Raw genomic sequence first — 23,629 nt, 5'->3', positions numbered from 1 at the left:
GACGAGAGTCATGGGTCATCGACCCTCAGGCTATGCTAACTTGGTGCCTCCTCGAACCGATAGCCGACCCCTGGCTCATTCAGCAGCCATCGTGGTCTGGCGGGATCATCTTCGATTTTCTTTCGCAGCGCCCGGACCGTCACTCGCAGATATTCGATGCTCTCGGTGTGAGCGGGCCCCCATACTTCGCGCAGGAGATGGGTGTGGGTCAGGACCTTCCCGGGATGACCTGCGAGCTCGGCCAGAAGTGCGAACTCTTTCGGCGTCAGTTTCACGGGCGCGCCTGACTTCAGGACCGCGTGGCCATCGAGGTCGATCTCAACAGGGCCGACCACCAGCCGCCGCCTGCGTCCATGCTCCTTGTCGGACCGGCGCAGGCAACGTCTTATCCGCGCCAGCAGCTCATCGCTGTCGAAGGGTTTCGTGACGTAGTCGTCAGCACCCAGATCCAGTGCGGCAACCTTTTCTGCCGAAGCCTCGCGTGCGGTCAGCACGATGACCGGCACGTCGCGGGATACGAAAGACGGGATGAGCTCCAGCCCGTCCCGGTCCGGTAGCCCCAGATCGAGGAGGACGAGCCGTGGTCTTGCGCGATCAGACTTTGAAATCGCCTCCGCCGCGTTGGCGGCCTCGACCACGGAATAGCCTCCACGCTCTGCGGATACCCTAAGTAGTCGGCGGATTGCCAATTCGTCATCTACGATCAGGATGTGGTCGGTCACGCGATGTCCTCCAGGTCGATATTGACGACCGCATCCTTCGGAATGCGGATCGAGAAACGTGATCCGCCCCGTTGTCGACGGCTCGCCTCGACCCCGAAGCCCATCGCGTCGGCGAAGCCCTTCACGATCGCGAGCCCGAGCCCCGAACCACCGGTGCGATCTGAGGTCTCGCCGCGCGCGAAACGGTCGAATATGCGGAGCTCGGCGCCGTTCGGTATGCCCGGGCCGTGATCGAGAACGTCGATGACCGGTCCGCGTCGCCCCATGCGCGCAACGACATGGACGGGAGTGTCGTCGGGCGAATACTTCAAGGCGTTGTCGACAAGATTCAGCAGCGCGTGGTGCAAGAGAACCGCGTCGGCGCGCACGAATGGCACGTTCGGGTCAATGGTCGTTTCGATCTCGCGGTGCGCGTAGGACTTGGGCAGATCCGCCAGGGCCGAACTCACGACGTCGGTCAGATCCGTCGCGGTGAAATCCGGAGTGACCGCGCCTTCCTCGATGCGCGTGAGGTCAAGGAGATCCGACAGGAACCGGCCCAGGCGACGGGCTTCCATGCGGACCGTCTCGACGAGATCGGCGTCCTCGCCGGAGGGTCGCATCGCTTCGGCGGCTGCTGTCACGGCGGTCAGAGGGGTGCGCAGATCGTGACTGAGCGAGGCGAGAAGCGTGGCCCGCAGCGTATCTCGCTGACGCACGACCTCGACCTCGCGCATGTCGAGCTCCAGCTTGAGCCGCTCGTGGGCGAGCGCGGCCTGGTCGATCAGACTCTCGGCCAGCGCGGCGCGTTCCGCGGGGATCGGCGCGCGGCCCGGCGGTCCGCGCAGGCCGAGCACCGCCAGGACACCGAGCGAGGTCTTCAGAGGGCGGAATTGCCATACGCTTGCGGTCAGAGTGTCGGTTCCGTTTCCCGCCGGCTCGCCATGTTCCAGCGCCCAGCTCGCGGCGGCATGATCGACGGATGTCAGAGTTGGCTCGGCCTGACCCGAGGCCGTGATGCGGGCGCCCTCCTTTGATGCGTGCAGCACGATGGTCTGCACGGCAAGCAGCGCGCGCACCTCGTCGCAGACGATCTGTGCCGTCTCGGTCGGCTCGTTCACCGCGCCGAGACGTGTCGCGAAGCGCGCCAGTGCGGCGTTCTCGCGCGCGCTGCGCATTGCCAGCGCCGCTGCGGCGCGCGCGCGGGCTGCAAGCTGCCCGGTCAGGAGCGCGACGAGCACCAGAAGGATTGCCGTGATGACGTTGGCGGGCGAGTAGATGATGAAGGTGTAGATCGGCGGCAGGAAGAAGAAGTTATAGGCAATTCCTGCTGCGATCGCTGCGACCAGTCCCGCGCGGAACCCATAGAGGCTCGCGCTGGCAATCACGGGCACGAGGTACAGCAGGTCGACAGGTCCACGGCCTAACCACGGCTCGGCGGCATAGGCGAGAGCGGTAAGCGCCCCGACGAGGGCAAGCGCGATCAGATCGCCGCGCCAAGAGCCGCGCAGGATACGGGACGTAAAGGCGCCGGTTGACCGCTCTCCCTCGAGCGGGATGACATGGACGGCGACCCCCTTGGCGTTGTCGAGAAGTTCGCGCAGCACTCGGTCGCGACGCCGGCCCCAGCGTGAACGGTCCCGCGATTTACCGATGACCAGCTGTGTCGCGCGTGTTTCGCGGCATTGCGACAGGATCGCCTCGGGAACCGAGGTCGCGGGAACCGAGACGAGCGCCGCTCCGAAGGTGGCGGCGAGCGACAGGGTGCGCGCCAGCGTCGTGCGATCCTCGTCGGAATACCGGGCCGCACTCGGGGTCTCGACGTAGAGGGCTGTCATCGGCGCCTTGAGCGCGTCTGCAAGCCGCTTCGCCGCGCGAAGTATGCGTTCGCTGCCGGGTTCCTCGGACACCGCGACCAGCACGCGCTGCCCGCCGGCATATGTGCCGTCCTTGCCGGTCAGGCTTTGATGCTCGTGCATCCGAGCGTCGACATAGTTTGCCGCGTGGCGCAGGGCGAGCTCTCTCAGGGCAAGGAGATTGCCGGTCGAGAAAAAATGGTCGAGCGCCTGGCGCGCCTGTTCGGGCACATAGATCTTGCCCGCTTCGAGACGGGCGATGAGGTCTTCGGGCGGCAGGTCGATCAGTTCGATCTCGGCATTCTCGAAGACCCTGTCCGGCACGGTCTCACGAATGCGGACATGCGTGAAGGAGCCGACGATGTCGTTCAGGCTTTCGACATGCTGGATATTGACCGTGGTCATCACGTCGATGCCCGCATCCAGGAGTTCCGCAATGTCCTGCCAGCGTTTCGGGTGGCGGCTTCCGGGCGCGTTGGTGTGGGCCAGTTCGTCAACCAGCGCGATGTCGGGCCTGCGCTCCAGCAGCGCGTCGAGGTCCATCTCGGTAAGCACCTGGCTCCGGTAATCGATAGTGCGACGCGGGACGACGGGAAGGTCGGCAACCATCGCCTCGGTCTCGGCGCGGCCGTGCGTCTCGACGATGCCGATCGCCACATCGGCGCCCGCCTCGCGCTTCTCGGTTCCTTCGAGGAGCATCTCGTAGGTTTTCCCGACGCCGGGCGCGGCGCCGAGAAAGATCTTCAGACTGCCGCGCCGCTCACGCTCGGCTTCGCGCAGAAGGGCATCGGGAGAGGGGCGGGCATCTTCGGACATGGAGTGATCCTATTGGCTGGCGGCGGGCGCTGCCAGATCGGCGTCGAGCGTGAGGTTGAGGTCCAGCACGTTCACGATGCGGCCGGCGGTGAACGGCCCACCCGGTGTCACGGCGCGCTCCTCGATCATCCGCTCGATCGCGGAGACCTCGACACCGCGCGCCTCTGCAACGCGGGCAGCCTGAAAGAGCGCGCCCTCGAGCGAGATATGCGGATCGAGCCCGGCGCCGGAGGCCGTGACGAGATCGGCAGGGATCGGGGCATCCACGCTCGCGCCACCATGGGCCGAAATCAGCTCTTGGGCACGAGCGGTGATCTGGGGATTGGCGGGCGAGAGGTTGGAGCCGCCCGCGCCGCCCGCGTCGTAATCGACCGCCGAGGGGCGGGGCCAGACGTATTCGGGCGAGCTGAACGCCTGAGCGATCAGCCGGCTTCCGACGACGGTGCCGGCGTCGTTTGTGATCAGGGACCCGTTTGCGCTGGTTGGGGTGAGCGCCTGGGCAAAGCCCAGGATCACCGCGGTGTAGCCGGCGACGCAGATCGCCATGGTCGCAAGCGCGACCCGAAGGGAAGACAGAAGGTTGGACATGTAACTTGCTCCAGTTCGGTTCGCTCAGGGCAGTGAGACATGCTCGGCGATCGGCCCGAGGGCCGCGGCCGGCAAGAAGGTCAGAGCGCCGAAGATGACGACCGTGATGGCGAGCATGCTGCCGAAGGTCGCGTCCTCGACGCCAAGTGTCCCGGAACTCTCCGCCGCCCGGCGCTTGGCCATCAGACTGCCGACGATCGCGATCGGCAGGATGATCGGCAGGAAGCGACCAACGAGCATGACGATCCCGGTGGCGATATTGAACGCCCACGATCCGTCGCCGAGCCCCTCGAACCCGGAACCGTTGTTCGCGCTCGCCGAGGAAAACTCGTAAAGGATCTCGGAAAATCCGTGCGCACCGGCATCCTGCACGGCCGACTGGCCCCAAGGGGTCGCCGCGAAGAGTGCGGTGCCACCAAGGATCAGGAACGCGTGGACAAACAGCGCGAGCACGGCAAGACGCATTTCCTTGGCCTCGATCCGGTGCCCGAGATATTCCGGCGTCCGGCCGACCATCATGCCGGCGACGAAGACGGCGACGATGATGTAGAGGAACATGTTGATCATGCCCACGCCGACACCTCCGAAGGTCGCGTTGAGCCACATGCCGGCCATAGGCACGAGCCCGGTCAGCGGATTGAGGCTGTCATGCATCGCACCTACCGAGCCGTTCGACGTCGAGGTTGTAAGAACTGCCCAGAGAGGGCCCGTGGTCGCGCCAAGGCGCAGCTCCTTGCCTTCGAGGTTCGAGGACTCCGCCACGGGCAGGCCTGTGAGCGCAGCCGTCGGCGCGGCTTCGAAGGTCACGGCAGCGCCGATCTTCACCAGGAGGAACAACGTCATGACCGCAAAGACCACGGTGGCGTGACGCATCCGTCCGATGATGCGGCCAAACATCCACACGCAGGCCATCGGAACTAGGATGATCGCGATCATGGCGAGCGCGTTGGTCCAGAAGCTCGGGTTTTCGAGCGGATGCGTGGAGTTCGGGCCAAAGAAGCCGCCGCCATTCGTGCCGAGCTGCTTGATCGTCAGGAACGCGGTGACAGGCCCGCGCGATATCGTCTGCGCGGCGCCCTCGAGCGTGGTGGCCTGCACCGCGCCCTGAAGCGTCATCGGCATGCCGAGAAGAACCATCACCGGCGCCACGAGCAAGCAGAGCGGCAGGAGCACGAGGAAGCTCGCCCGCTGTACATCGACCACGAAACTACCGATCGTCTCGCGCCCGGCGATGCCGCGAGCGAGGGCGGCAAGCGCGGCGATGCCGGTCGCGGCGGACACGAATTGCAGCCACATGAGCGCCGCGAGCTGGCTGAGGTAACTCATCGAGACCTCGCCCGAATAGTGCTGCAGGTTCGTGTTCGTAGTAAACGACGCCGCCGTGTTGAAGATCAGCGTTGGATCGAGTGCGCCCTTGCCGTCCGGATTGAGCGGCAGATGCTGCTGCAAGGCGAGGATCGCGAACGAGACGCTGAACATGACGACATTGAACATCAGCAGCGTCGCGAGGTAGCGCTGCCAGCTCTGACCCGTTGCGGCCCCGGGGCCTGCGACGCGTTCGAACAGGGCGGTGAAACGGGTCCCGCGCGGCGATGTCGAGCCGGGATCCATGGCCCAGGCCATGTAGGTCCCGAGAGGCAGCGACAGCAGGGCCGTGCCGCCAATGATGAGTGTGACGACGACTATGTGTTCCATCGGGTCAATCCTTCGACAGAAGGGTCACGAGGCCGAGGAGGCCTGCGAATATGAGCGCGCCGAGCGCATAGGTGACGAGGATCATTCGGTCTGGCTCCTTCAGGCGAGGCCGAGGCCGGAGACGGCCATGTCGATGAGCTTGATACCGACAAAGGGCACGACGAGCCCGCCGACGCCGTAGATGCCGAGATTGCGCACGAGAAGGCGCGCAGCGCTCTGGGGTCGGTAGCTCACTCCCCGAATCGCCAGCGGCACCAGCAGCGGGATGATGAGTGCGTTGAAGATGATCGCTGACAGGATCGCGCTCTCGGGGCTGGCGAGGTTCATGACGTTGAGCGCGCCGAGGCCGGGATAGAGCGCGACGAAGATCGCAGGCAGAATTGCGAAGTACTTCGCGACATCGTTCGAGATCGAGAACGTGGTGAGCGCGCCTCGGGTCATCAGGAGCTGCTTGCCGATGCCGACGACCTCGATGAGCTTCGTGGGGTTGTTGTCGAGATCGACCATGTTGCCGGCCTCGCGCGCGGCCTGCGTGCCGGTGTTCATCGCAACGCCCACATCCGACTGCGCCAGCGCGGGCGCGTCGTTGGTCCCGTCGCCGCACATGGCCACAAGCTTGCCTCCCGTCTGCTCCTTGCGGATCAGCTCGAGCTTGTCTTCGGGTGTGGCCTCGGCAAGGAAATCGTCCACACCCGACTCCGCCGCGATCGCCGCCGCGGTCAGGGGGTTGTCGCCGGTGATCATCACGGTGCGGATGCCCATCCGGCGCAGCTCGGCAAAGCGTTCCTTGATGCCTGCCTTGACGATGTCCTTGAGATACACCGCGCCAAGAAGCCGGTTTCCATCAGCGACGGCCAGCGGCGTGCCGCCTGCTCGACTGATCTTGTCGGTCAGCGATTTGAGCTCGCGCACCGAGCCGGGATCGAAGTCGTGCAGCCTCAGGACAGCGTCAACGGCTCCCTTGCGGATCGACCGATCGCCGATGTCGATGCCGCTGACGCGGGTCTGGGCCGTGAAGGCGACCGGTGCCGCGGACCCGGGCATCGTCTCTCCTGCTCCGGCAAGCGCGACGATGGACCGTCCCTCCGGCGTCTCATCGGCGAGCGAGGCCAGCCGGGCAGCGCCGACGAGGTCTGCCTCCCGGATGCCGGAAAGAGGCATGAATTCGGTGGCCTGACGATCTCCGAGGGTGATCGTGCCCGTCTTGTCGAGCAGCAATGTGTCGATGTCGCCCGCGGCTTCGACCGCGCGGCCGGATTTGGCGAGCACGTTGAACCGGATCAGCCGGTCCATGCCCGCGATGCCGATCGCCGACAGAAGTGCCGATATGGTCGTGGGAATGAGCGCAACGAACAGCGCGACGAGAACGGGAACCGCGATCGACCCGCCGACATAGGCCGCAAAGGCGGGCAGCGTGCCGACCGCGACAAGGAAGATGAGGGTGAGGCCTGTGAGCAGAACGGTCAGCGCGATCTCGTTTGGCGTCTTCGCGCGGCTTGCGCCCTCGACAAGTGCGATCATCCGGTCGAGGAAACCTTCCCCAGGCTCGGCCGTCACCTTGACCTTGATCCAGTCCGAGATGACCCGCGTGCCCGCCGTGACGGCCGAGCGGTCGCCGCCGGCCTCTCGAATGACCGGGGCGGACTCGCCGGTGATCGCCGCTTCGTTCACGGACGCGACGCCCCCGATCACCTCACCGTCCGCCGGGATCAGATCGCCGGTCTCGACGAGCACGATGTCGCCTGCGCGCAGGCTGCTCGCGGCGACGGTTTCGGTCCGTTCACCCTTCAGGCGCTTGCCTTCAAGCTCGGCCTTGGTCGACCGAAGCGACGCGGCCTGAGCCTTGCCCCGCCCCTCGGCGAGCGCCTCGGCGAAATTGCCGAAGAGCACCGTGAGCCAGAGCCAAAGGACTAGCTGCGCCTCGAATACGGGATCGCCTTGTCCGGTCACAAGCGTCCGCAAGAACAGCACGGTTACCAGCACGGCCACGATCGATGTCGTGAACATGACCGGATTGCGGATGAGATATTTCGGGTCGAGCTTGACGAAGCTCTGACGCAAGGCTTCCCCGGCCAGTTCGCGGGAAAACATGGAAGATGTCGGTCGTGTCATCGCACGGGGTCCTCAGAACCGCTCGGGCCGCACGAGGACGGCGACGAGATAAACGAGGAGCCCGGCGGCCACGACGCCACCGAGAACGAGATCGAACATCATGATGGTCACTCCAAAGCGGAATTCGCTGAGGAGGAGATGGGCCCTCACGCCGTAAGATCGCCATGTGAGGTTCGGCGCCACGGCATAAGAAATGCATAAAGATCTCAGTCACCGACCAGATGCGGCGACCGGCGTGCGTGGTCGCGGCGCTGCCCTTGAGGACCCTCGTGCCACAGGGCTTTCTTCGCTGCCAACGCATGGATCGCGTGATCAGACCGGGGGATCGAACGCCCCGGCAGGTTCTGTGCAGTCGCGCCGAGCGGCCTCCATGACCCGGCTGGGCGTCCCGGCCCGGTCGGGCGTGCGGCCCGGAGGCGGGGCAGGGCGGGCGCGGTCCGACCGGAACCGGCTTGACCCTCGGCCCCGCTTTCGAAACCATGGGGGCCACATTCGCCGTGCAGCGGCATGGACGTTCTGCCGCTGCACCCGCCGAAACACGAGGTCAGGGAGACGTCATGCAACCCAGTCTCTGCCGATCAGGAACATTGGAAGACCTGTCTCCGCCTCGGGTAATGCCCCCCCTGTAACCGGACCGCCCCGCATGGAAGCCCGCTTTCTCGCAGCCCTTATCCTGTTGCCCTTCATCGTTGCCTTCATCTACGCAGGCATCCACGAATTCCTGCGCTACAAGTCCGAGGGTCAGGCGACCTACGGACTGGTGTACAACCACGAAACCGGCACCACGCACGTGACCGGCATCGGCGACGGCGAAGAGGCTTACGACCCCGAAGACTACGACCCCGCCAACTACAGCGACCCGGACATCAAGACCGAGGAAACCGACCCCGAAGAGGCCGACGCGGACGGCGATGCCGAGGACGCCGTAGCGGAGGTGGCCGAGGAGGATGTCGCGCAGGACGATCCCGCTCCCGGCACCGCCGTGGCCGACGCGGACGGCAAGGTCGACGAAGACGACGGTGAACAGGACGAGCCGCGCCGCGACGCGTAACAGCCTCGCGGTCCGGTCGGGTCGCGGAACGGGTGGGCTATCTGAACGGACAGGACAGACGGGCGCCTGGGCCGTGACCGGTGGCGGACATGTGCAAGACGACGTGTCCGATCGGCGGCGGCCCTGCGGGCCGGGCCGTGCGCGGCTTGCCCCCCGATGCCGTCAACGCTTGATCGACCAGACCATCGCCAGCCCGTAGCCCGCGTCTTTCAACAGCTCCGCCTTCGAATGCCATGCCGCGGGGCAGACCACGAAGGCGGCGCGCCTCCCCCTCGCGGCCATCGCGGTTTCGGCAGAGCGCAACAGCGCCCTTGCGCCGTGGCCGTCCCGGGGCGTCACGGCGGGGTCCGCCAGGTCGAGGTGGTGGAAGTCGTCGATCACCCCGGTGCCGGCGATGTCGTGGGTCGGGGGGAAATGCAGCCGGGAGGCCGGTTGCGCTATGATGTAGCCCTGCAGGTCCGGCGACGCGCCCGCGACCCGCATGTCGCGATCGGCCAGGCCCAGGCTTTTCGTCATCCACGCGGCAAAGCGGGCATCGGCGTCTGGGTGCGTCTCCCAGAATGGGTCGATCCGGGCGAGGACGCGCCTGTGCTCGGCCGAGCGTGCCACGATCCCGGGCACGTCCGCCTCGGTTGCCGGACGCGTCTCGGTGTCCGGGGGCGCGATGTCGGCGCCTATGTCGGCCCGCGAGAGATAGAGCGTCAGCGGCTCGTAACTCCGCGCCCGGAAGACGTCCTGCCACGTTGCGCCGGTGACGTGGGCGGTCAGCAGGATCGATGCCCCGGCATCGGCCAGCGCATGCTCGGCCGAGCCGACCAGGGCATCGACGGTGCCGTCGGGCGCATCCGGCGCGACGGCGCTGTCCGGCAGGATCAGCCCCGGTTCCCCGTGACGCCCGGCGTAGATCGGCGGCACCGGAAGGCACATCGCATGGAGGACGCCGATGATCCTGCCGTCCTGCTCGGCGATCTGCCAGATCTGGCGAAAGGGCTGGTGGGCGGCGGTCAGGGCCTCTTTCAGGGCGTGGTCGGTCCGGGCGGCAGCGTCCGGGGCCACTGTCCAGAGAACCGGATCGATGGCGCACCGCGCCTCGGCCTCGCGGACGAGCAGGTCCGTGATGCTCGGAATGTCGTCGGTGTTGGCAGGGCGGATGATGGGGGACACGGCGTCTGACCTTCGATGACTTCGGGGCGGCGCGGCCACGCAGCGGACGGAGCGGCGCGCGTCGGTCGCATCAGGGCAAATCGCGGGACGCCTGGCAACCCGCAGGCCCGGTCGCAGGGCGATCGGGCAGAGGGCCGGAGGCGCGCGGCACGCCCGTCGGACGCGGGCTGGCCGCGCTCTTGCCCCTTTTGCCGGGGAGCGCCTTGCGAAGACGGGGAACGGGGACGCGCCCGGTGCGACTGCGGACCGGAGGGGTGAGCAGCAGGCAGGTTCCCTGCAGCGCGGCCGGCGGGCCAGAGGAGCGATGCAGTTGATCGGCGCGGGAGGCATCGCCCCTCGACTGGCGAAGCGGACGCGTGGTGGCGCGGGGCAGGTCGACCGTGGAAGGTGCCTCGTGAAGGATCGGAAATGGCATCGGCCGCAACGGCGTTCACGATGCTGTCCGGCCTTGTGTTGGCCTCGGTCCCTGACGCCCATGACGGCAGCGGGCGGGCGGGCATGGCCGAAGGTTCACGCCCAAGTATCCGCACCGCCCGCCTGTCGCCCCGCCGCCGCGCACGTTGCAGGCAATCGGGGCAGACCGGGTCAGGGGCAGGGGGCGCAAGCGGCACGGACCCCGTGCACAGCCCCCGCACCACCGTCTTGGCGCGCGCCCCTGCCGGAGGCTCGGGGCCGGGCCGTCCACCCGCGCGTCATGCCAGCCTCGCGCCGCATTGTCCCCTCTCATCCACCTCTGCGACCGTCGGGCCCCCCGCGGCGGATGCGCTGACCAACTGAGAGAGGCATGGTGACCAGGACACCCCAGTTCCCCGTGACAGTGCCGACCGGAGTCCTCGGGACCTGCTGGACGACGTTGCTGAACCGCATCCTCACCGAACAGCACGGCAAGTGCTACGCCGTGATCGTCAACCAATGCGGCGAGCAGGGCACCGACAACGACCTCCTGGTCGATACCGACGAGGAGGTGTTCGAGATGAACAACGCTTGCATCTGCTGCACCGGCCGCGGGGACCTCATCCGCATCCCGGGCGAGCCGATGAAGCGGCCCGACAAGTTCGACGCCATCCTGCTGGAAACCACCGGGCCGGTCGATCTCGCCCCGGTGGCACAGACGGTCTTCGTCGATCCCGACGTGGCCGCGAAGATCCGGCGTAACGCCGTCGTCCCGCTGGTCGACGCGCATCATATCGAGCGCCAGTTCGACGCCAGCCACGAAGCGGCCGGACAGCCGGCCTTCGCCGACCCGGGTCGTGCTGAACAGGATCGACTTTGTCGATGCCGCGCAGGTTTCCCGGGTCGAGGCGCATCCGCGCGATGACCCCCTGCGCACGGGTCGTGCACAGCCGGAACCGCGCCGTGCCGCTGGACAGCATGCTGTGACAGGACGCACTCGACCTCAAGCGCGCGCGAGATCGAGCCGCATTTTCTGGAAGAGGGCCACGCCCGCGAACACGATGACGACGTGGCGGGCGTGTCGCTGCATGTCGACACGCTGCTCGACACCGACACGTTCCACGAATGGTTCGGGCAGCTGCTGCAGGACAAGGGGCGGGATACTCGGCGGTTGAAGGGATCCAGAACATTGATGGCGTCGACGACCGCGTCGTGATCCAGGGCGTCCAGATGCTGATCGAGGGCGAGGCGCGCCGCTTGCGGCTGCTATTCATCGGGCGCGGATTTGAGGGCATGGGGCTGGGAGACGGGTTCGCGGCATGCAACTCGGCCTGATCCCCGAGCTGGACGAGGCGCCGCGGTTCCTGCCCAGCCCGTTGCAGGCCGACGGGCAAACCGTTGAGACCGGCGCGCCCGTCACCGCCGCGACTGCCCTGGGCGAAACCCTGATGACCGCGCGTGGCGACGGTTCGGTGCGGATCTTCGGCGCCGATCCCGCCCTGCGATAGGTCACGGCGCATCGCGGCGTGGTGCTGGCGATGGTGCCCTGCGGTACGGCTGCCGTCGTGGCCGGGGGCGACGAGGGCCGCCTCTGCCGGATCTCTGCCGACGGCCATGGCGAAGTGCTCGCGGCCTTCGGACGCGGCTGGGTCGACTGCGTGGCCATGCCTTCCGGCGCGGGCCTCGCCGCCTGCTCGGTGGGGGGGTAGGGTCCCTGCTCTGAACCCCGGGGCGCGCGGAGCGAGACCTTCGAACATCCCAGCACCGTGGACGGGCTGCGCTTCGACCCAAACGGCACGCGGCTGGGCGCCGCCCGCTACGGCGGCGCCACGATCTGGGAGCGTGGGACAAGTCGCTGGACATCGACCGCGCTCAAATGGGCCGGGTCGCATATCGGCATCACCTTCAGCCCGAACGGCAAGTACGCGGTCACGGTCATGCAGGAGAACGCGCTGCACGGCTGGCGCCCGCGCGACAAGCTGGACATGCGGATGTCGGCCGACCCGGCCAAGCCCCGCGGGCTGGAGTGGGTGGGAAAGGCGCCGCACCTCGCCACCGGCGGACCGTGCCGTGTGCTGGCCCTTCCACTTCAAGGACGGGCCGTTGGGCCAGCGGCCGCTCGGCGTCGCCGACGGCGGCGGGCAGCGTGGCACGATGGTGCGGGCCTTGCCCGGCCAGAACGGCGTGATCGCCGGGTTCCGGGACGGCGCCGAAGCCCGCGTCATCCGCGGTTCGACCGGGCTCGATCTGACGGGCCTCGCCGTGACGCCGTCGCTGGCGCCCATCCTTGTCGGCGAGGCCGCGGCACAGCCCTCGGTGCGCCGCTTAGGAAGCATGCCGACACCCCACCGGTCGCCGGATGCACACGGCTAGGACCGGCCCGCGCCGCCGCGAATGCGGGGGTGGTCCGCCGGATGCTGGGCCTGCTCAACCGGCGCATGGCCTGGATCGGCGACATCCCCAAGCATGACCCGGCGCCGTTCGGTCCGGTCTGGCCGCGCCCGAGGGGGCCGGGGCCTGACGGGTCCCGGGGGGAGGAATCGGGCAGGGGTAAGCCGACAGGGGTGGGGCGACACGGGCCGCCCGGGCCCTCTGGTCTTGACGCCTGGATGGGGACGGGGGCGCGCGATTGCAGCGTCACACCCGCTTTGCCGGCACCGCGCGGGCACTGCCCCGCCGGCTCGAACGTCCGACACCGCTCCCCTGTGCCCGTTCCTCTGTTCCCGCCCCCCAGTGCCCGCCCCCCAGTGCCCGCCCCCCCTGCACTCGCTCCCGTAACAGTCCCGTCGTGACGGCGCCCCGGCTGCGCGCGAAACCGGCCCTAAATACGCCATGTTCCTCGGTACAATCCGTGGTCCAGTCCGCCGCGCGTGTGTGCGGCCCTTGGCCCCCGGTCTCAGTTGAGGAGTATCCAGTTCCATGGCCGAACGTCGTTTCCCAAGGCTTTCCACGGCCCTTCTGGCTTCGGCCATCGTGGCCTTCGTCGTGGCTTTGGTCGTGGTGTCGCTGCCGATCCGAAACCATGTCGGTGCCTTCGAACGCAACGTGCAGTCCGAAGGCGTGATGCGGGCGGGCCACGCGCTGGAGCTGGCGGTTTCAAAAACGCTGGAACGGGAATGGGGCAGCCTCGAAGCCGTCGCGGGCCAGGTCGACATCAGCACGTCGGAAAGCGCGGGCAACTTCGTCGAGGCGGTGCCGCGGGCGACCGCGGCGATCGCTTGGGTCGGTATCGCGAAGGCCAACGGGCGTCTTCTGGCGGGGACAGGGGGCGAGGGCAAAGGCACGTCCGTGCGCAACCTCGCCTGGTTCCGTGACGGCATGAACGGCGGCACGGTGGGCGACGTCTACGTCCCCGAAGCGATGCGCAACGTGCCCGGCCAGTCGCGGGGACTGATCGACCTGTCGACCCCGATCCGCGATTCCTTCGGCAATGCCGTGGGCGTGGTCGTCTACAGCATGAAGGTCGACTGGGTGACCGACTACATGGCGCAGGCCGCGCGCGAACTGGACGTGGATATCGTGGTGCGCGACACCGGTGGACGGGAGATCTTCGAGCTGAACGAACTGATCGACGATCCCATCGCGCCCGAGATCCTGAACCTGTCCGCGACGGGCCATGACCTGACCCGGTTCGACGGCTCGCACGTCACCGGGGTGTTCCCGAACATGCTGCAGGGCGCGATGCCGCCCTTCGGCTGGGACCTGATCGTCCGCGTGCCCGCGCATGAGGGGCAGACCAGCCTGACGGCCTTCATGACCAAGATGAGCCTTGCCATCGCGAGCCTCTTCCTGGCCCTTGCGCTGGCGACGGTGTTCTACGCGGTGCATTTCCTGCGCCCGATCTCCGAGCTGTCGCGCGTCGCCTCGGCGATCGCCGACGGCGAAGAGGTCTATCCGCCGGCGCGCCACAGCTCGCGCGAAAGCGCGACGCTGTCCTCGGCTCTGGTGCGCATCCAGTCCCGCCTGATGGAGGGTGGCCTGCGCCAAGGCGCCGAATAGGCCCCTGAGCCCCCTTGGGCCGCCGCCGGGGCCCAAGCCTGCGCCGCCGCAGATCCGCCCCCGTGGGGACCCGTGGCGGCCCCGGGGCGATCGCGGCCGGGCAGACCCGCGTCTCTCCGGGGCCGCGGCAATGGCTTAGCCAGTCCCACGTCCGCTCTCCCGCACTCCCAGCCGCCGTCGTAAACCCAGAACTGGAGCCCCGGACGTTGTCCCGCTGCGACGCCTGATATGCTTGCCCCGAATGGCCCCGGGGCACACCCCCCAGCTCCCAGCTCCCAGCTCCCAGCTCCCAGCTCCCAGCTCCCAGCTCCAGGGTCTGCCTGATTGGCAGGTCCGTCGCCGATCAGCCGCGGTTCTGGCCTGTGCGGATGAGGCGGGAGCCGAAGTCGCGCAGGACGTTGCCGATATTGCTGCGCTGGACCCCGGGGGTGTTGTCCTCGGCATGCAGGCGCACGATCAGGGCCTCGTGCTCTGCCGCGCCCAGGACCAGTTGCACCACCGTGCTGTCGCTGCCCACGCCCACCACGTAGCCATCGACCGGCCCGACATCGCGCAGGGCCAGCCGCAGCGCGCTGTTCTCGGGCAGGCGCAGGCCGCGCAGGACCGCCGTTGTGCGGGTGAGCTCGCTCAGCCACACGGCCTGCGAGCCGCCGTCCGGCAGCTCGACCAGCGTGCGCTCGGGCGCGTCGGCGACGTGCCGTTCGCGGCGCGGAAGCTCGATGCAGGCGATGACCGCGATGGTCAGGACCAGCAGGTTGTAGATCGTCCAGAACAACACCACGCTCTTGCCGTCGCCCGCGTCGTAATAGGCGAAGCTGTCGAAAAGGATGCCCAGCGTCAGCCCGAGGAAGGTCAGCCCCCAGAGGATCGCGAAGGGCCGCATGATCCTCCATTGCACCACGATGCGGCTGCGATCGCCGCCCTTGGCCGTCACGCTGAAAGGGTGGCCCTTGGGCTTGAGCAGCCCCACCACGGCCGCGCGGGCGATCGGGATCGCCCCCAGAAGCTGGCTGACATCGTGAAAGAACGGCACGATCATGCCCGGCGACAGCAGCGTCGTCGTCAGCAGGACCCAGGCGTAATAGGTCCCGAAATACGAGATCACGTCGGGCACCTGCGCGTCCACGACGGTAATGTTGAAGAACCAGTAGAGCAGCGGATAGACAAAGGCCGCGAGGCGGAAGACGAAGGACGGCAGCCAGTAGAACACCGAGTCGATGACGCTCCACCGATCGCGCAGGCGGATCTTTTCGCGGCTGAAGGGCCCCAGCCGTGACCGCGCGATCTGCATGAGCCCCAGGCACCAGCGCGCCCGCTGGGTCACGTATTCCTTCAGCCCCTCCGGCGCCAGCCCCTCGGTCAGCGCCTCGTTGAGGTAGACGGTTTGGTGGCCGCGGGCCTGCAGCGCCATCGTCAGCATGAAATCCTCGGTCACGCTGTCGGTCGGAAACCCACCCAGCTCCTGCACCGCGGAAAAGCGCGATACCGACGAGGTGCCGCAGCAGATCGCCAAACCCCAGGCGTCGCGCGCCGGCTGCATGTGGTCGAAGAAATAGCGCTGTTCGTCGGGGTAGGATTTCTCAAGCCCCAGGTTGTGCTGGATCGGGTCTGCATTGAAGAAATGCTGCGGCGTCTGCACGAGGCCGACCGTGGGGTCGTGGAACAGCGCCATGGTGCGCGCCAGAAAGGCGCGGTGGGGGACGAAATCGGCGTCGAGCACGGCGATGAAGTCGGGCGGCGCGGGCTCGGCTGCCAGACGGGTCAGGGCGTGGTTGATGTTGCCGGCCTTCGACCCCTTGTTGTCGGGCCGCCGCACGTAGTGCACGCCCTGGCGGGCGCAGTAATCCTGCAGCCAGTCGCGCCGCCCGTCGTCCAGCACATAGACGGCCTTGTTGGGATAGTTCAGCGCGCGGGCCCCGACGATGGTGCGCTCGAGCACCTCGAGCTCTTCGTTGTAGGTGGCGATCAGCACGGCGACCTTCGGTGCGCCCCGGTCGCCCCACCATCCCGCGTGGGTGTCGGCCTCGTCGCTGCGGTCGCGGGTGCGCGACATCAGGACGAAGGCGCTCATCGAGCCGATCAGGGCAAGCACCTCGACGATATAGAGCGACAGGCTGGTAGCGTAGTCGACGGTCAGCCCAACCGGGGCCAGCGTATCGACGCCGCGCCAGACCGCGTAGCGCACGCCCAGAAAGATGCAGCCGCCGTAAAGCAGGCTGCGTTGCCAAGTCCGGGTCGGGTTCAGGACGGATGGCAGCACCAGCCGCAGGCCGAGGATCAGCAGGATCGGAACCACGCTAGACTGCAGCGGGGTGAGATACAGCATGTCAGCCGCTCAGGCCGCGCAGCCAGTCCAGCGGGCGCGTGTCGAAGAAGACCCGCCCGGTGCGGCCGATGGCACAGTCCAGCTGTGAATCTTCGGCCAGGCCGGGCACGATCAGGGTGACATCGAAGCGCTCAAGGTGCCGCGGGCCGGGCGCGACGGCGAGGTCACGATAGATCGTGTCGGCGCCCGAGCCGGCCAATCGCGACACCGTCGCATCGAAGGTGCGGGAGCTGCCCGAGGGGCGGAACACAGCCGCCTGGCCCAGCCGCAGGGTGTTGTAGACATTTTCGGTGACCGACAGCGACACGATGAGCGACTGGCAATCTGCGAGCGTGGCGATCGGGTCGCCGCGCTGCACGATCTCGCCCGTGCTGGCGCGGATCTCCCACAAAAGCGAATCCGTGTCTGCGGTCAGCGCCGCACCGGCCATCTGCGCCCCGGTGGTACGGGCCTGCTCCAGCCGCCTGTCGCGGGCGCGCAGCCGGGCGCGGGCCTCCTGCAGCAGGGTCCGCACCTCGGTTTCGCGCTGGTCGAGCTCGTTCATGCGCTGTTCGGCATAGGGCGCATCATTATAGCCGTCGCCCAGAAACACGCTGTCGGCCTCGGCGGCCTGCAGCGCGTTCTCCAGGATCTCGACCCGCTGCGTGGCGTAGTCCACCGCCAGCGGATAGGTCAGCGGCTCGCCCCGGGTGCGCTGGCCCTCCTCGTCGAGGATCTCGGCCAGGCGCGCGTCCCGCTGGTCCAGCGTCCCCGCCTCGCGCAGCAGGTCGAGCCGGGCGCGCGCGTGGTCGAGCTGGATCGTTATCTGGCGGATCCGCGCCTCGCGGTAGCTGATCAGACGCTCTTCCATCCGGGTGCGAAAGGCGGCGATGTCGACCATCTGCTTTTCAAGGCGCGAGATCTCGGCGGCCTGCAGCGCGCGTTCAAGCGTCAGGTCGTCGCGCCGCACCACGTCCGAGCGGTCGTCCTGAACGCTGGCGACGATTTCCTGCGGTTCGATCCGGGCGCCCAACGTCGACTGCTCAAAGCTGACTCGCCCCGCGATCGGGGTGCGCAGGGTAGTCAGGCGGGCGTTGATATAGGCATTCGCGCTGGCGCCCGAAAGCTGCTCGCCGATGATGATCCAAAGGGCGATGATGATGATCAGCAGGCCAGCCCCGAGCCGTACGGCTTTCATCTGCGAATTTCCCCTTTAGATAGTGATACGTAGCACACCTCCCATCCAAAAAATACGACGAAAGGATGGAATTGCGGCGGCGATATGTGAATTCCGCCCGTCGGGTCAATGGGAAAGACCGCCTTCCCGCCACGCCACGCGCGCCAGAAGATCCAGCGTTGCGGGATAGTAGGGGGCCGGCAGGTTGGAGGGCGTGTCGAGGATCGGCTGTCCCGGGTTCGCCGCGTCCGCAAGGGGGACGGGGGGCGCCCCGTCGCCCGAAGCCGTCGCGCGGGATGCGGCCGAAACGACCGCCCAGAGCCTCCGGTAGCCGGCGTAGTCGCTGCTGTCCTGCAGGGTGCCCGCGGGTCCGATGACCGTCGGCACATGCCCGGCCGGTAGCCCGGTCTGCACCGCGCTGCGAAGCCGCTGCGCCAGCGCCACCGCGGGGTGGTCGCCGCGGCCCGACCAGGTCAGGTAGAGCGGGATGCGCAGGGCGTCGTAGCCCAGGCCGGGGAAATAGCCGGTCGCCTCGACCGGGCCGGCGTCGGTCACGGTCAGCCAGTCGGGCAGCCAGTCGCGCGCCGCGATGTCGGCCAGAAGGGTTTCGCCGTGGTCGGCCGCCCGGATCAGCGCCTCGCGCCCGGTGGCGGTGCCCAGTTCCCGCAGCGCGCGGCTCATGTAATAGGACGGGTTCACGAGGATGGCATCGCCGTCGCCTTCGGGCCGTGCGAAGGGCGAGAGCAGCGGTTCGGACGCTGCGCGGGGGTCGGGAATCAGGCAAAGCGCCGCCAGGTCGCGGGCGATCGCCGCGACCTCGGCCTCGTGATTGCCCCAGCCCGACTGCCGGTCGGCGCGCCACAGCGCCCAGGCGCGGAAGAGGTCGCCGTCGGTCGCCGTCTGCAGGTCAAGCCGGCCGGTGTCGGGATGCCAGCGCCAGCCCATCAGCGAATCCTCTCGCCGGGCGAGATGCGCGCGCGTCCAGCGCTCGATCCCGTCGAAGGCCGCGCGGTCGCCGGCCGCCTGCGCCAGAAGAAGGCCATAGCCCTGACCCTCGGAATGGCTGACCGCGCCTTGCTGGCCGTCGACCACGCGGCCGTCTTCGCGCAGGAACGCAGCCTTCCACGCGTCCCAGCCGGGCAGGGGGGAGGCCGCTGCCTCGACGTCATCGGCGCGCGCGCCCGGGGTGGCCCCATGGTCCAGCGGGGTGGCCCGCCCCTGCCGCAGGGCGGGGATCAAACCGGTCGTGGCAATTGCTGCGGTGGCCAATAGGCCCAAGGTGCGGCGTCTGGTCGTCATCGGCAGGGTCCAGGCTGCGGGCGCGGGTCAGCATGACCCGGTGGGGCGCCCCGGCTCAAGCCCCCTGGCGCGTATATTTCCCCAGCGGGCGCGGTCCGATCCCCGCGTACACCCCCAGGTGGAATGTCGCTGCGGGCGCCCAAGTTAAGACATGATTAACGGATAAATGAAATCGTGTGGTTCAACATACCGTAACATCAAACCGTATCTTCTGACTGCGGGGCTGATGACGTTTAAAAATTGCAGGAGCTGGCCGCAGGTGTTCACGCAGAAATCCCCCAATCTCTTTCGCTCGGCCAGTGTCGGGCTGGTCCTGATCGCCATCGCCGTGGCGCTGATCGTCGTGGTGCCGCTGCGCGCCCAGGTTCAGGGCTACGAACGTCAGTTGCAGGCGGAGTCGATGACCCGCAGCGGCGAGGCGATGCGCCTGTCGGTGTCGCGGCTGATCGACCGCGAATGGCACAGCATCTCGGCCGTCGCGCGCCAGACCGATCCCGACGATTACCGCGGCATCCGCAACTTCGTCGACGCCGCCGCGCGGGCGAGCGAGGCCGTGACCTGGGCGGGCTTCGTCACCGCGGGCGGGACGATCCGCGCGGGCTCGTCCGGGCAGTACGAGGGCCTCGACGTCAGCGGCGAGAAGTGGTTCTACGCCGGCCGGTCGGGGCAGGCGGTCAGCGATGTCTGGCGACCCGAGGGGCCGCAGGGCGGCGCCGCGAACCAGGGCATCGTGACGCTGTCGGTCCCGGTCGCCGATGCCGACGGCCACCCCGCCGGGCTTCTCGTCTACAGCCTCGGGCTGTCATGGGTGCAGCAGGTCATCGGCCGCGCCGCGCAGGAGCTGAACGTCGATGTCGCCGTGCTGGACCGCGAGGGCAAGGTGATCATGTCGCGGATCGAAGAGGGTCCGCTGGCCGATCGCGCCGCGGCCATGGCACGCATCGGCACGGCGGACGTCCACATGGAAGAGGATGGCGACGGTGGGAAGTACCTGCTGCAGACCTTCCCCGACCTCGTGACGGGCGACATGCCCGACTTCGACTGGTCGATGGTTGTGCAGGTGCCGGCGGCCCCGGTCACGGTCGGGCTGGGCCCCTTCCTGGAAAGCCTGAAATGGAGCGCGCTGGCCCTGGTCGTGCTGCTGATCGGCGGCGGGGTGATCTACAACGCGGTGTTCCTGCGCCCGATCCTGCGGCTGGCCCGCGAAGCCGATCGCATCGCGCAGGGCGAGGATATCTATCCGACCGAAAGCAGCAGCTCGGAGGAAAGCCAGCGTCTGTCGGCCGCGCTGTCGTTACTGCAGGGCCGTCTGGGCAGCCAAAGGCTGGCGTCGCTCAAGCCGGCGGAGTAGGCCGTGACGATGAAACAGCGTGTTCTTCGTGATGCGGCCGCGGGCGGCCTGTGTCTCTCACTGGCGGTCGTGACACAGGCCGCCCGGGCGCAGGAGTTCCTGCAGTTCGACGCCTCGCCCTCGGATTCGACCTTCGTCGCCAGCGCCACCCGCGGCGCCTGGGGCGCCGCGCTGACGGCGTCAAGCTACGGTGACGGCTCCGAGGTGAACCTCGCAGGCACCTACGGCTTCACCTTTCCGGCCTTTGGCGAAACCGCCACCCTGCGGGTCGGGCCAAGCCTGAAGAAGCCCGAGGACGAGGGCCTGTCGCTGGGCGCCACCCTGGCGGTCGAACACTATCGGCCGACCGACTGGGGCGGATTGTTCCTTCTTGGGTCGGTCAACACGGTCAACGGCGGCTACTTCACCCTGGTGCAGCCCAATTTCTCGAACGGGATCAGCCTGGAGCTGACGGCCGGCGGCGATAACGGCGACTACGAAGAGCAGGCGGTGGCCGTCACCCGCAGGCTGGGCGACGGGCCGTGGCGTCTGCGCGCGGGCTATCGCGTGCGCGCAGAAGAGGTGTTCCTGGGCGTGTCTTACAACACCTTCTGAGCCTACTTAGCTTTAGGTATCTGCCCCGCTTCGCATGCCGCAGCGACCGGCCCGTGCCCGCCGGGCCCGTCCGTGCAATCGTCGGGCGTTTGCAGGTGGTGCAGCCCGCCCGGCGCGGCGCCGTCGATCGCCCGCATCAGAAGCTGCGCCATGACGTCGCCCGCGCCGGCGATATCCTCGTAGATCGCGGGCAGGGCCGGGCGCATCAGGCCAAAGAGCGGCGTGGTCTGTTTTGCCACCAGCCCCACGTCGCGTTGCGGCACGAGCCCCGCATCGGTGACGGCGGCGCTGGCCGCGATGGCCGACACCTCGCCGCTGCAGATAAGCCCGTCGAGCCGCGGACAGCCGGCAGGGCCGGGGCCTGTCAGCCGGTCGCGCACATAGGCGTGCAGCGCCTCGGCCGGGGTGTCGAGGTCGATGCCATCGCACCAGTCGATCTCCATCCCCGCCGCCTGCGCCGCCTCGGCCACGCCCTGCGTCATGAAGCGGTGGAAGGTAAAGCGCGGCGGCGGCACGATCATCGCCACGCGCCGCCGCCCCTGCGCGGCCAGCTGCGCGACCGCGGCCCGGCCGAAGGCGGCGTTGTCGTAATCGACCCACGGGTGCCCGGCGATGTCGGTCCGGCCATGGGTGACGAAGGGAAACCCCGCTTTCATCAGCATCCGCACCCGCGGATCGCCGGGCTGGGTGCGGGTAAAGACGACACCGTCCGCCGCCCGGCCGCGCAGAAGCTCGCGCAGCGGGGCCAGATCTTCCTCGTCCTCGAACATCGGGGTGACGGTGACGTGGTAGGGCGTGCCGCGCAACGCCCGGCTCATGCCCGAGATGAGGGATGAGCCGAAGCCCAGGATCTCGTCATGCCGGCTGATCAGGACCGAGATCACGTGGCTGCGCCCGGTGCGCAGCCCCCGCGCGGCGCGGTCGGGGGTATAGCCCACCTCCTTGACCAGCCGGGCAATGCGCGCCCGCGTCTCGCGTGCGATCAGCGGGTCGTCCTTCAGCGCGCGCGATACCGTGGCGACCGACACGCCCGCCCGTTCGGCGACCGAGCGCAGGGTGGGCCGCTTGCCCGCGTCTTTCCCCGGTCCGGTCATGCAATCCATCCGCTCCTGTGCCCCGCTTCGGCCCTTATCCCACATCGGCCGGGCGCAGCCCATGCGCGACGTGACGCATGGTGACGGGGCCGGGCCATCGAAGCCGCTTGCCATAGTTAATCGTTATAAATAGGCTTTGTCACGCAACTGATGCTCAACTGGGAGGAGCAAGAAATGAACATGATGGCGAAACGCTTCATGGCCGGCGCCGCCGCGACGGCGCTTTTGGCCGGTGCCGCGACCGCGCAGGAGGAGGTCGAGGTTCTGCACTGGTGGACCGCCGGCGGCGAGGCCGCGGCGCTTGAGGTGCTGAAGACCAACCTCGAAGCCGAGGGCGTGACCTGGTCCGACATGCCTGTGGCCGGCGGTGCGGGCGACGCGGCGATGACCACGCTGCGGGCGCGCGTCACCTCGGGCAACGCGCCGACCGCGGTGCAGATGCTGGGCTTCGACATCACCGAATGGGCGAATGCCGGCACCGTGGCCAACCTCGATGAGGTTGCCGAGGAAGAGAACTGGGGCGACGTCGTGCCTGCCGCGCTGCAGGAGTTTTCCAAGGCCGACGGCCACTGGATCGCCGCGCCGGTCAACATGCACTCGACCAACTGGCTGTGGATCAGCGACGAGGCCCTGACCGAGGCCGGGATGGAGCCGCCGACCGACTGGGACAGCTTCATCGCGATGCTGGACGCGTTCCAGGAGCAGGGGATTACCCCGCTGGCCCATGGTGGGCAGGCTTGGCAGGACGCCACGCTGTGGGAAAACGTCGTGCTGTCGATGGGCACGGATTTCTACAAGAGCGCCGTGCTGGAGCGGAACGAAGACGCGCTGACCTCGGACGAGATGCACACCGTGTTCGAACGGATGGAGCAGCTGCGCGGCTACGTCGACGACAATTTCTCGGGCCGCGACTGGAACCTCGCCTCGGCGATGGTGATCGAGGGCGAGGCCGGCGTTCAGCAGATGGGCGACTGGGCCAAGGGCGAGTTCCTGCGCGCCGACATGGTCCCGGGCGAGGATTTCGAGTGCATCCGCTTCCCCGGCACGCAGGGGTCGGTCACCTTCAACACCGACCAGTTCGTGATGTTCGAGGTGGGTGAAGAGCGTCGCGACGCGCAGCTCAAGATGGCAGCCGCTATCATGGACCCCGAGTTCCAGATCGCCTTCAACACCGTCAAGGGCTCGGTCCCCGCGCGCACCGACGTTTCGGACGAAGAGTTCGACGCCTGTGGCAAGAAGAGCATGGCCGATATCGCCGAGGCAGCCGAGAGCGACACGCTGGTCGGTTCGCTGGCCCATGGCCACGCCGCGCCGCCGGCGGTGAAGAACGCCATGCAGGACGTGATCACCCAGCACTTCAACGGTGCGCTGACGACCGACGAAGCGCCGCAGGCGCTGGCCGACGCCGTCAAGTACGCGATGTGATCGCCTGAC

The 23,629-nt window shown here is 68.0% G+C and carries 21 protein-coding genes; 10 read left to right on the top strand and 11 right to left on the bottom strand.

The window, feature by feature from the left end; translation table 11 throughout:
* Window positions 1-35 precede the first annotated feature (35 nt).
* The 6 genes from EKE94_RS17975 to kdpF form a co-directional block, all read right to left on the bottom strand.
* A complete protein-coding gene (locus tag EKE94_RS17975) occupies window positions 36-722 on the bottom strand; it encodes a response regulator (RefSeq protein ID WP_127908018.1) in 687 nt (228 codons plus the stop codon).
* On the bottom strand, window positions 719-3,373 hold the full coding sequence (locus EKE94_RS17970) for a sensor histidine kinase (protein ID WP_127908017.1): 2,655 nt from the start codon (window positions 3,371-3,373) through the stop codon (window positions 719-721). The genes EKE94_RS17975 and EKE94_RS17970 overlap by 4 nt, the downstream gene beginning before the upstream one ends.
* Before the next feature lie 9 nt (window positions 3,374-3,382).
* Window positions 3,383-3,961 (bottom strand): potassium-transporting ATPase subunit C, encoded by a 579-nt coding sequence (locus EKE94_RS17965; RefSeq protein ID WP_127908016.1) that lies wholly within the window; start codon window positions 3,959-3,961, stop codon window positions 3,383-3,385.
* 24 nt (window positions 3,962-3,985) lie between these two features.
* The gene (gene kdpA, locus EKE94_RS17960) at window positions 3,986-5,656 is read right to left on the bottom strand and encodes a potassium-transporting ATPase subunit KdpA (RefSeq protein WP_127908015.1); all 1,671 of its coding nucleotides are present in this window, start codon (window positions 5,654-5,656) and stop codon (window positions 3,986-3,988) included.
* 99 nt (window positions 5,657-5,755) lie between these two features.
* Window positions 5,756-7,768, bottom strand: coding sequence for a potassium-transporting ATPase subunit KdpB (gene kdpB / locus EKE94_RS17950; protein WP_127908014.1), 2,013 nt, complete (start codon window positions 7,766-7,768; stop codon window positions 5,756-5,758).
* A 12-nt stretch (window positions 7,769-7,780) separates the two neighbouring features.
* Window positions 7,781-7,870, bottom strand: coding sequence for a K(+)-transporting ATPase subunit F (gene kdpF / locus EKE94_RS17945; RefSeq protein WP_127908013.1), 90 nt, complete (start codon window positions 7,868-7,870; stop codon window positions 7,781-7,783).
* Window positions 7,871-8,411: 541 nt separating this feature from the next.
* Here kdpF and EKE94_RS19180 point away from each other — a divergent pair.
* Window positions 8,412-8,819: a hypothetical protein gene (locus EKE94_RS19180; protein WP_328590513.1), complete on the top strand. Its 408-nt coding sequence runs from the start codon at window positions 8,412-8,414 to the stop codon at window positions 8,817-8,819.
* 162 nt (window positions 8,820-8,981) lie between these two features.
* Here EKE94_RS19180 and EKE94_RS17935 read toward each other — a convergent pair whose 3' ends face one another.
* The gene (locus tag EKE94_RS17935) at window positions 8,982-9,983 is read right to left on the bottom strand and encodes a GNAT family N-acetyltransferase (RefSeq protein WP_127908012.1); all 1,002 of its coding nucleotides are present in this window, start codon (window positions 9,981-9,983) and stop codon (window positions 8,982-8,984) included.
* A 784-nt stretch (window positions 9,984-10,767) separates the two neighbouring features.
* Between EKE94_RS17935 and EKE94_RS17930 the strand changes: the two genes are divergently transcribed.
* The 6 genes from EKE94_RS17930 to EKE94_RS17915 all read left to right on the top strand — a co-directional run bounded on the left by EKE94_RS17930 (window position 10,768) and on the right by EKE94_RS17915 (window position 14,375).
* The gene (locus EKE94_RS17930) at window positions 10,768-11,301 is read left to right on the top strand and encodes a GTP-binding protein (RefSeq protein ID WP_235856096.1); all 534 of its coding nucleotides are present in this window, start codon (window positions 10,768-10,770) and stop codon (window positions 11,299-11,301) included.
* Window positions 11,302-11,445: 144 nt separating this feature from the next.
* Window positions 11,446-11,592, top strand: a complete 147-nt coding sequence (locus EKE94_RS18995; RefSeq protein WP_235856095.1) for a hypothetical protein — start codon at window positions 11,446-11,448, stop codon at window positions 11,590-11,592.
* The gene (locus EKE94_RS18990) at window positions 11,589-11,711 is read left to right on the top strand and encodes a GTP-binding protein (RefSeq protein WP_235856094.1); all 123 of its coding nucleotides are present in this window, start codon (window positions 11,589-11,591) and stop codon (window positions 11,709-11,711) included. The genes EKE94_RS18995 and EKE94_RS18990 overlap by 4 nt, the downstream gene beginning before the upstream one ends.
* Entirely contained in the window at window positions 11,696-11,884 is a 189-nt protein-coding gene (locus EKE94_RS17925) for a hypothetical protein (RefSeq protein ID WP_127908011.1), read from the top strand. The genes EKE94_RS18990 and EKE94_RS17925 overlap by 16 nt, the downstream gene beginning before the upstream one ends.
* Before the next feature lie 562 nt (window positions 11,885-12,446).
* Window positions 12,447-12,749, top strand: coding sequence for a hypothetical protein (locus EKE94_RS17920; RefSeq protein ID WP_127908010.1), 303 nt, complete (start codon window positions 12,447-12,449; stop codon window positions 12,747-12,749).
* Between the two features lie 546 nt (window positions 12,750-13,295).
* The gene (locus tag EKE94_RS17915) at window positions 13,296-14,375 is read left to right on the top strand and encodes a cache domain-containing protein (protein ID WP_127908009.1); all 1,080 of its coding nucleotides are present in this window, start codon (window positions 13,296-13,298) and stop codon (window positions 14,373-14,375) included.
* Between the two features lie 343 nt (window positions 14,376-14,718).
* Here EKE94_RS17915 and EKE94_RS17910 read toward each other — a convergent pair whose 3' ends face one another.
* The 3 genes from EKE94_RS17910 to EKE94_RS17900 form a co-directional block, all read right to left on the bottom strand.
* On the bottom strand, window positions 14,719-16,701 hold the full coding sequence (locus tag EKE94_RS17910) for a glycosyltransferase (RefSeq protein ID WP_127908008.1): 1,983 nt from the start codon (window positions 16,699-16,701) through the stop codon (window positions 14,719-14,721).
* A gap of 1 nt (window position 16,702) precedes the next feature.
* Entirely contained in the window at window positions 16,703-17,878 is a 1,176-nt protein-coding gene (locus EKE94_RS17905; RefSeq protein ID WP_235856093.1) for an HlyD family efflux transporter periplasmic adaptor subunit, read from the bottom strand.
* A 105-nt stretch (window positions 17,879-17,983) separates the two neighbouring features.
* A complete protein-coding gene (locus tag EKE94_RS17900; protein ID WP_127908007.1) occupies window positions 17,984-19,156 on the bottom strand; it encodes a glycosyl hydrolase family 8 in 1,173 nt (390 codons plus the stop codon).
* Between the two features lie 259 nt (window positions 19,157-19,415).
* Here EKE94_RS17900 and EKE94_RS17895 point away from each other — a divergent pair, with 259 nt between their 5' ends.
* Both EKE94_RS17895 and EKE94_RS17890 read left to right on the top strand, forming a co-directional pair.
* Window positions 19,416-20,507, top strand: coding sequence for a cache domain-containing protein (locus EKE94_RS17895; protein WP_127908006.1), 1,092 nt, complete (start codon window positions 19,416-19,418; stop codon window positions 20,505-20,507).
* A gap of 9 nt (window positions 20,508-20,516) precedes the next feature.
* Window positions 20,517-21,101: a hypothetical protein gene (locus EKE94_RS17890; RefSeq protein WP_127908005.1), complete on the top strand. Its 585-nt coding sequence runs from the start codon at window positions 20,517-20,519 to the stop codon at window positions 21,099-21,101.
* Window positions 21,102-21,103: 2 nt separating this feature from the next.
* Here the strand turns inward: EKE94_RS17890 and EKE94_RS17885 are convergent, their stop codons facing one another.
* A complete protein-coding gene (locus EKE94_RS17885) occupies window positions 21,104-22,195 on the bottom strand; it encodes a LacI family DNA-binding transcriptional regulator (protein WP_127908004.1) in 1,092 nt (363 codons plus the stop codon).
* A 174-nt stretch (window positions 22,196-22,369) separates the two neighbouring features.
* Between EKE94_RS17885 and EKE94_RS17880 the strand changes: the two genes are divergently transcribed.
* Window positions 22,370-23,620 (top strand): ABC transporter substrate-binding protein, encoded by a 1,251-nt coding sequence (locus tag EKE94_RS17880; protein ID WP_235856092.1) that lies wholly within the window; start codon window positions 22,370-22,372, stop codon window positions 23,618-23,620.
* Window positions 23,621-23,629 lie beyond the last annotated feature (9 nt).

The organism is Mesobaculum littorinae (assembly GCF_004011175.1).
GTDB lineage: Bacteria > Pseudomonadota > Alphaproteobacteria > Rhodobacterales > Rhodobacteraceae > Tranquillimonas > Tranquillimonas littorinae.
This window is presented reverse-complemented; position numbering and strand designations above follow the sequence as displayed.

Coding starts and splice junctions, on each gene's coding strand:
- EKE94_RS17905 (WP_235856093.1), bottom strand. CDS start 17,878: ATGAAAGCCGTACGGCTCGGGGCTGGCCTGCTGATCATCATCATCGCC.
- kdpB (WP_127908014.1), bottom strand. CDS start 7,768: ATGACACGACCGACATCTTCCATGTTTTCCCGCGAACTGGCCGGGGAA.
- EKE94_RS17970 (WP_127908017.1), bottom strand. CDS start 3,373: ATGTCCGAAGATGCCCGCCCCTCTCCCGATGCCCTTCTGCGCGAAGCC.
- EKE94_RS17910 (WP_127908008.1), bottom strand. CDS start 16,701: ATGCTGTATCTCACCCCGCTGCAGTCTAGCGTGGTTCCGATCCTGCTG.
- EKE94_RS17890 (WP_127908005.1), top strand. CDS start 20,517: ATGAAACAGCGTGTTCTTCGTGATGCGGCCGCGGGCGGCCTGTGTCTC.
- kdpF (WP_127908013.1), bottom strand. CDS start 7,870: ATGATGTTCGATCTCGTTCTCGGTGGCGTCGTGGCCGCCGGGCTCCTC.
- EKE94_RS17900 (WP_127908007.1), bottom strand. CDS start 19,156: ATGACGACCAGACGCCGCACCTTGGGCCTATTGGCCACCGCAGCAATT.
- EKE94_RS17965 (WP_127908016.1), bottom strand. CDS start 3,961: ATGTCCAACCTTCTGTCTTCCCTTCGGGTCGCGCTTGCGACCATGGCG.
- kdpA (WP_127908015.1), bottom strand. CDS start 5,656: ATGGAACACATAGTCGTCGTCACACTCATCATTGGCGGCACGGCCCTG.
- EKE94_RS17880 (WP_235856092.1), top strand. CDS start 22,370: ATGAACATGATGGCGAAACGCTTCATGGCCGGCGCCGCCGCGACGGCG.
- EKE94_RS19180 (WP_328590513.1), top strand. CDS start 8,412: ATGGAAGCCCGCTTTCTCGCAGCCCTTATCCTGTTGCCCTTCATCGTT.
- EKE94_RS17915 (WP_127908009.1), top strand. CDS start 13,296: ATGGCCGAACGTCGTTTCCCAAGGCTTTCCACGGCCCTTCTGGCTTCG.
- EKE94_RS17930 (WP_235856096.1), top strand. CDS start 10,768: ATGGTGACCAGGACACCCCAGTTCCCCGTGACAGTGCCGACCGGAGTC.
- EKE94_RS17925 (WP_127908011.1), top strand. CDS start 11,696: ATGCAACTCGGCCTGATCCCCGAGCTGGACGAGGCGCCGCGGTTCCTG.
- EKE94_RS17885 (WP_127908004.1), bottom strand. CDS start 22,195: ATGACCGGACCGGGGAAAGACGCGGGCAAGCGGCCCACCCTGCGCTCG.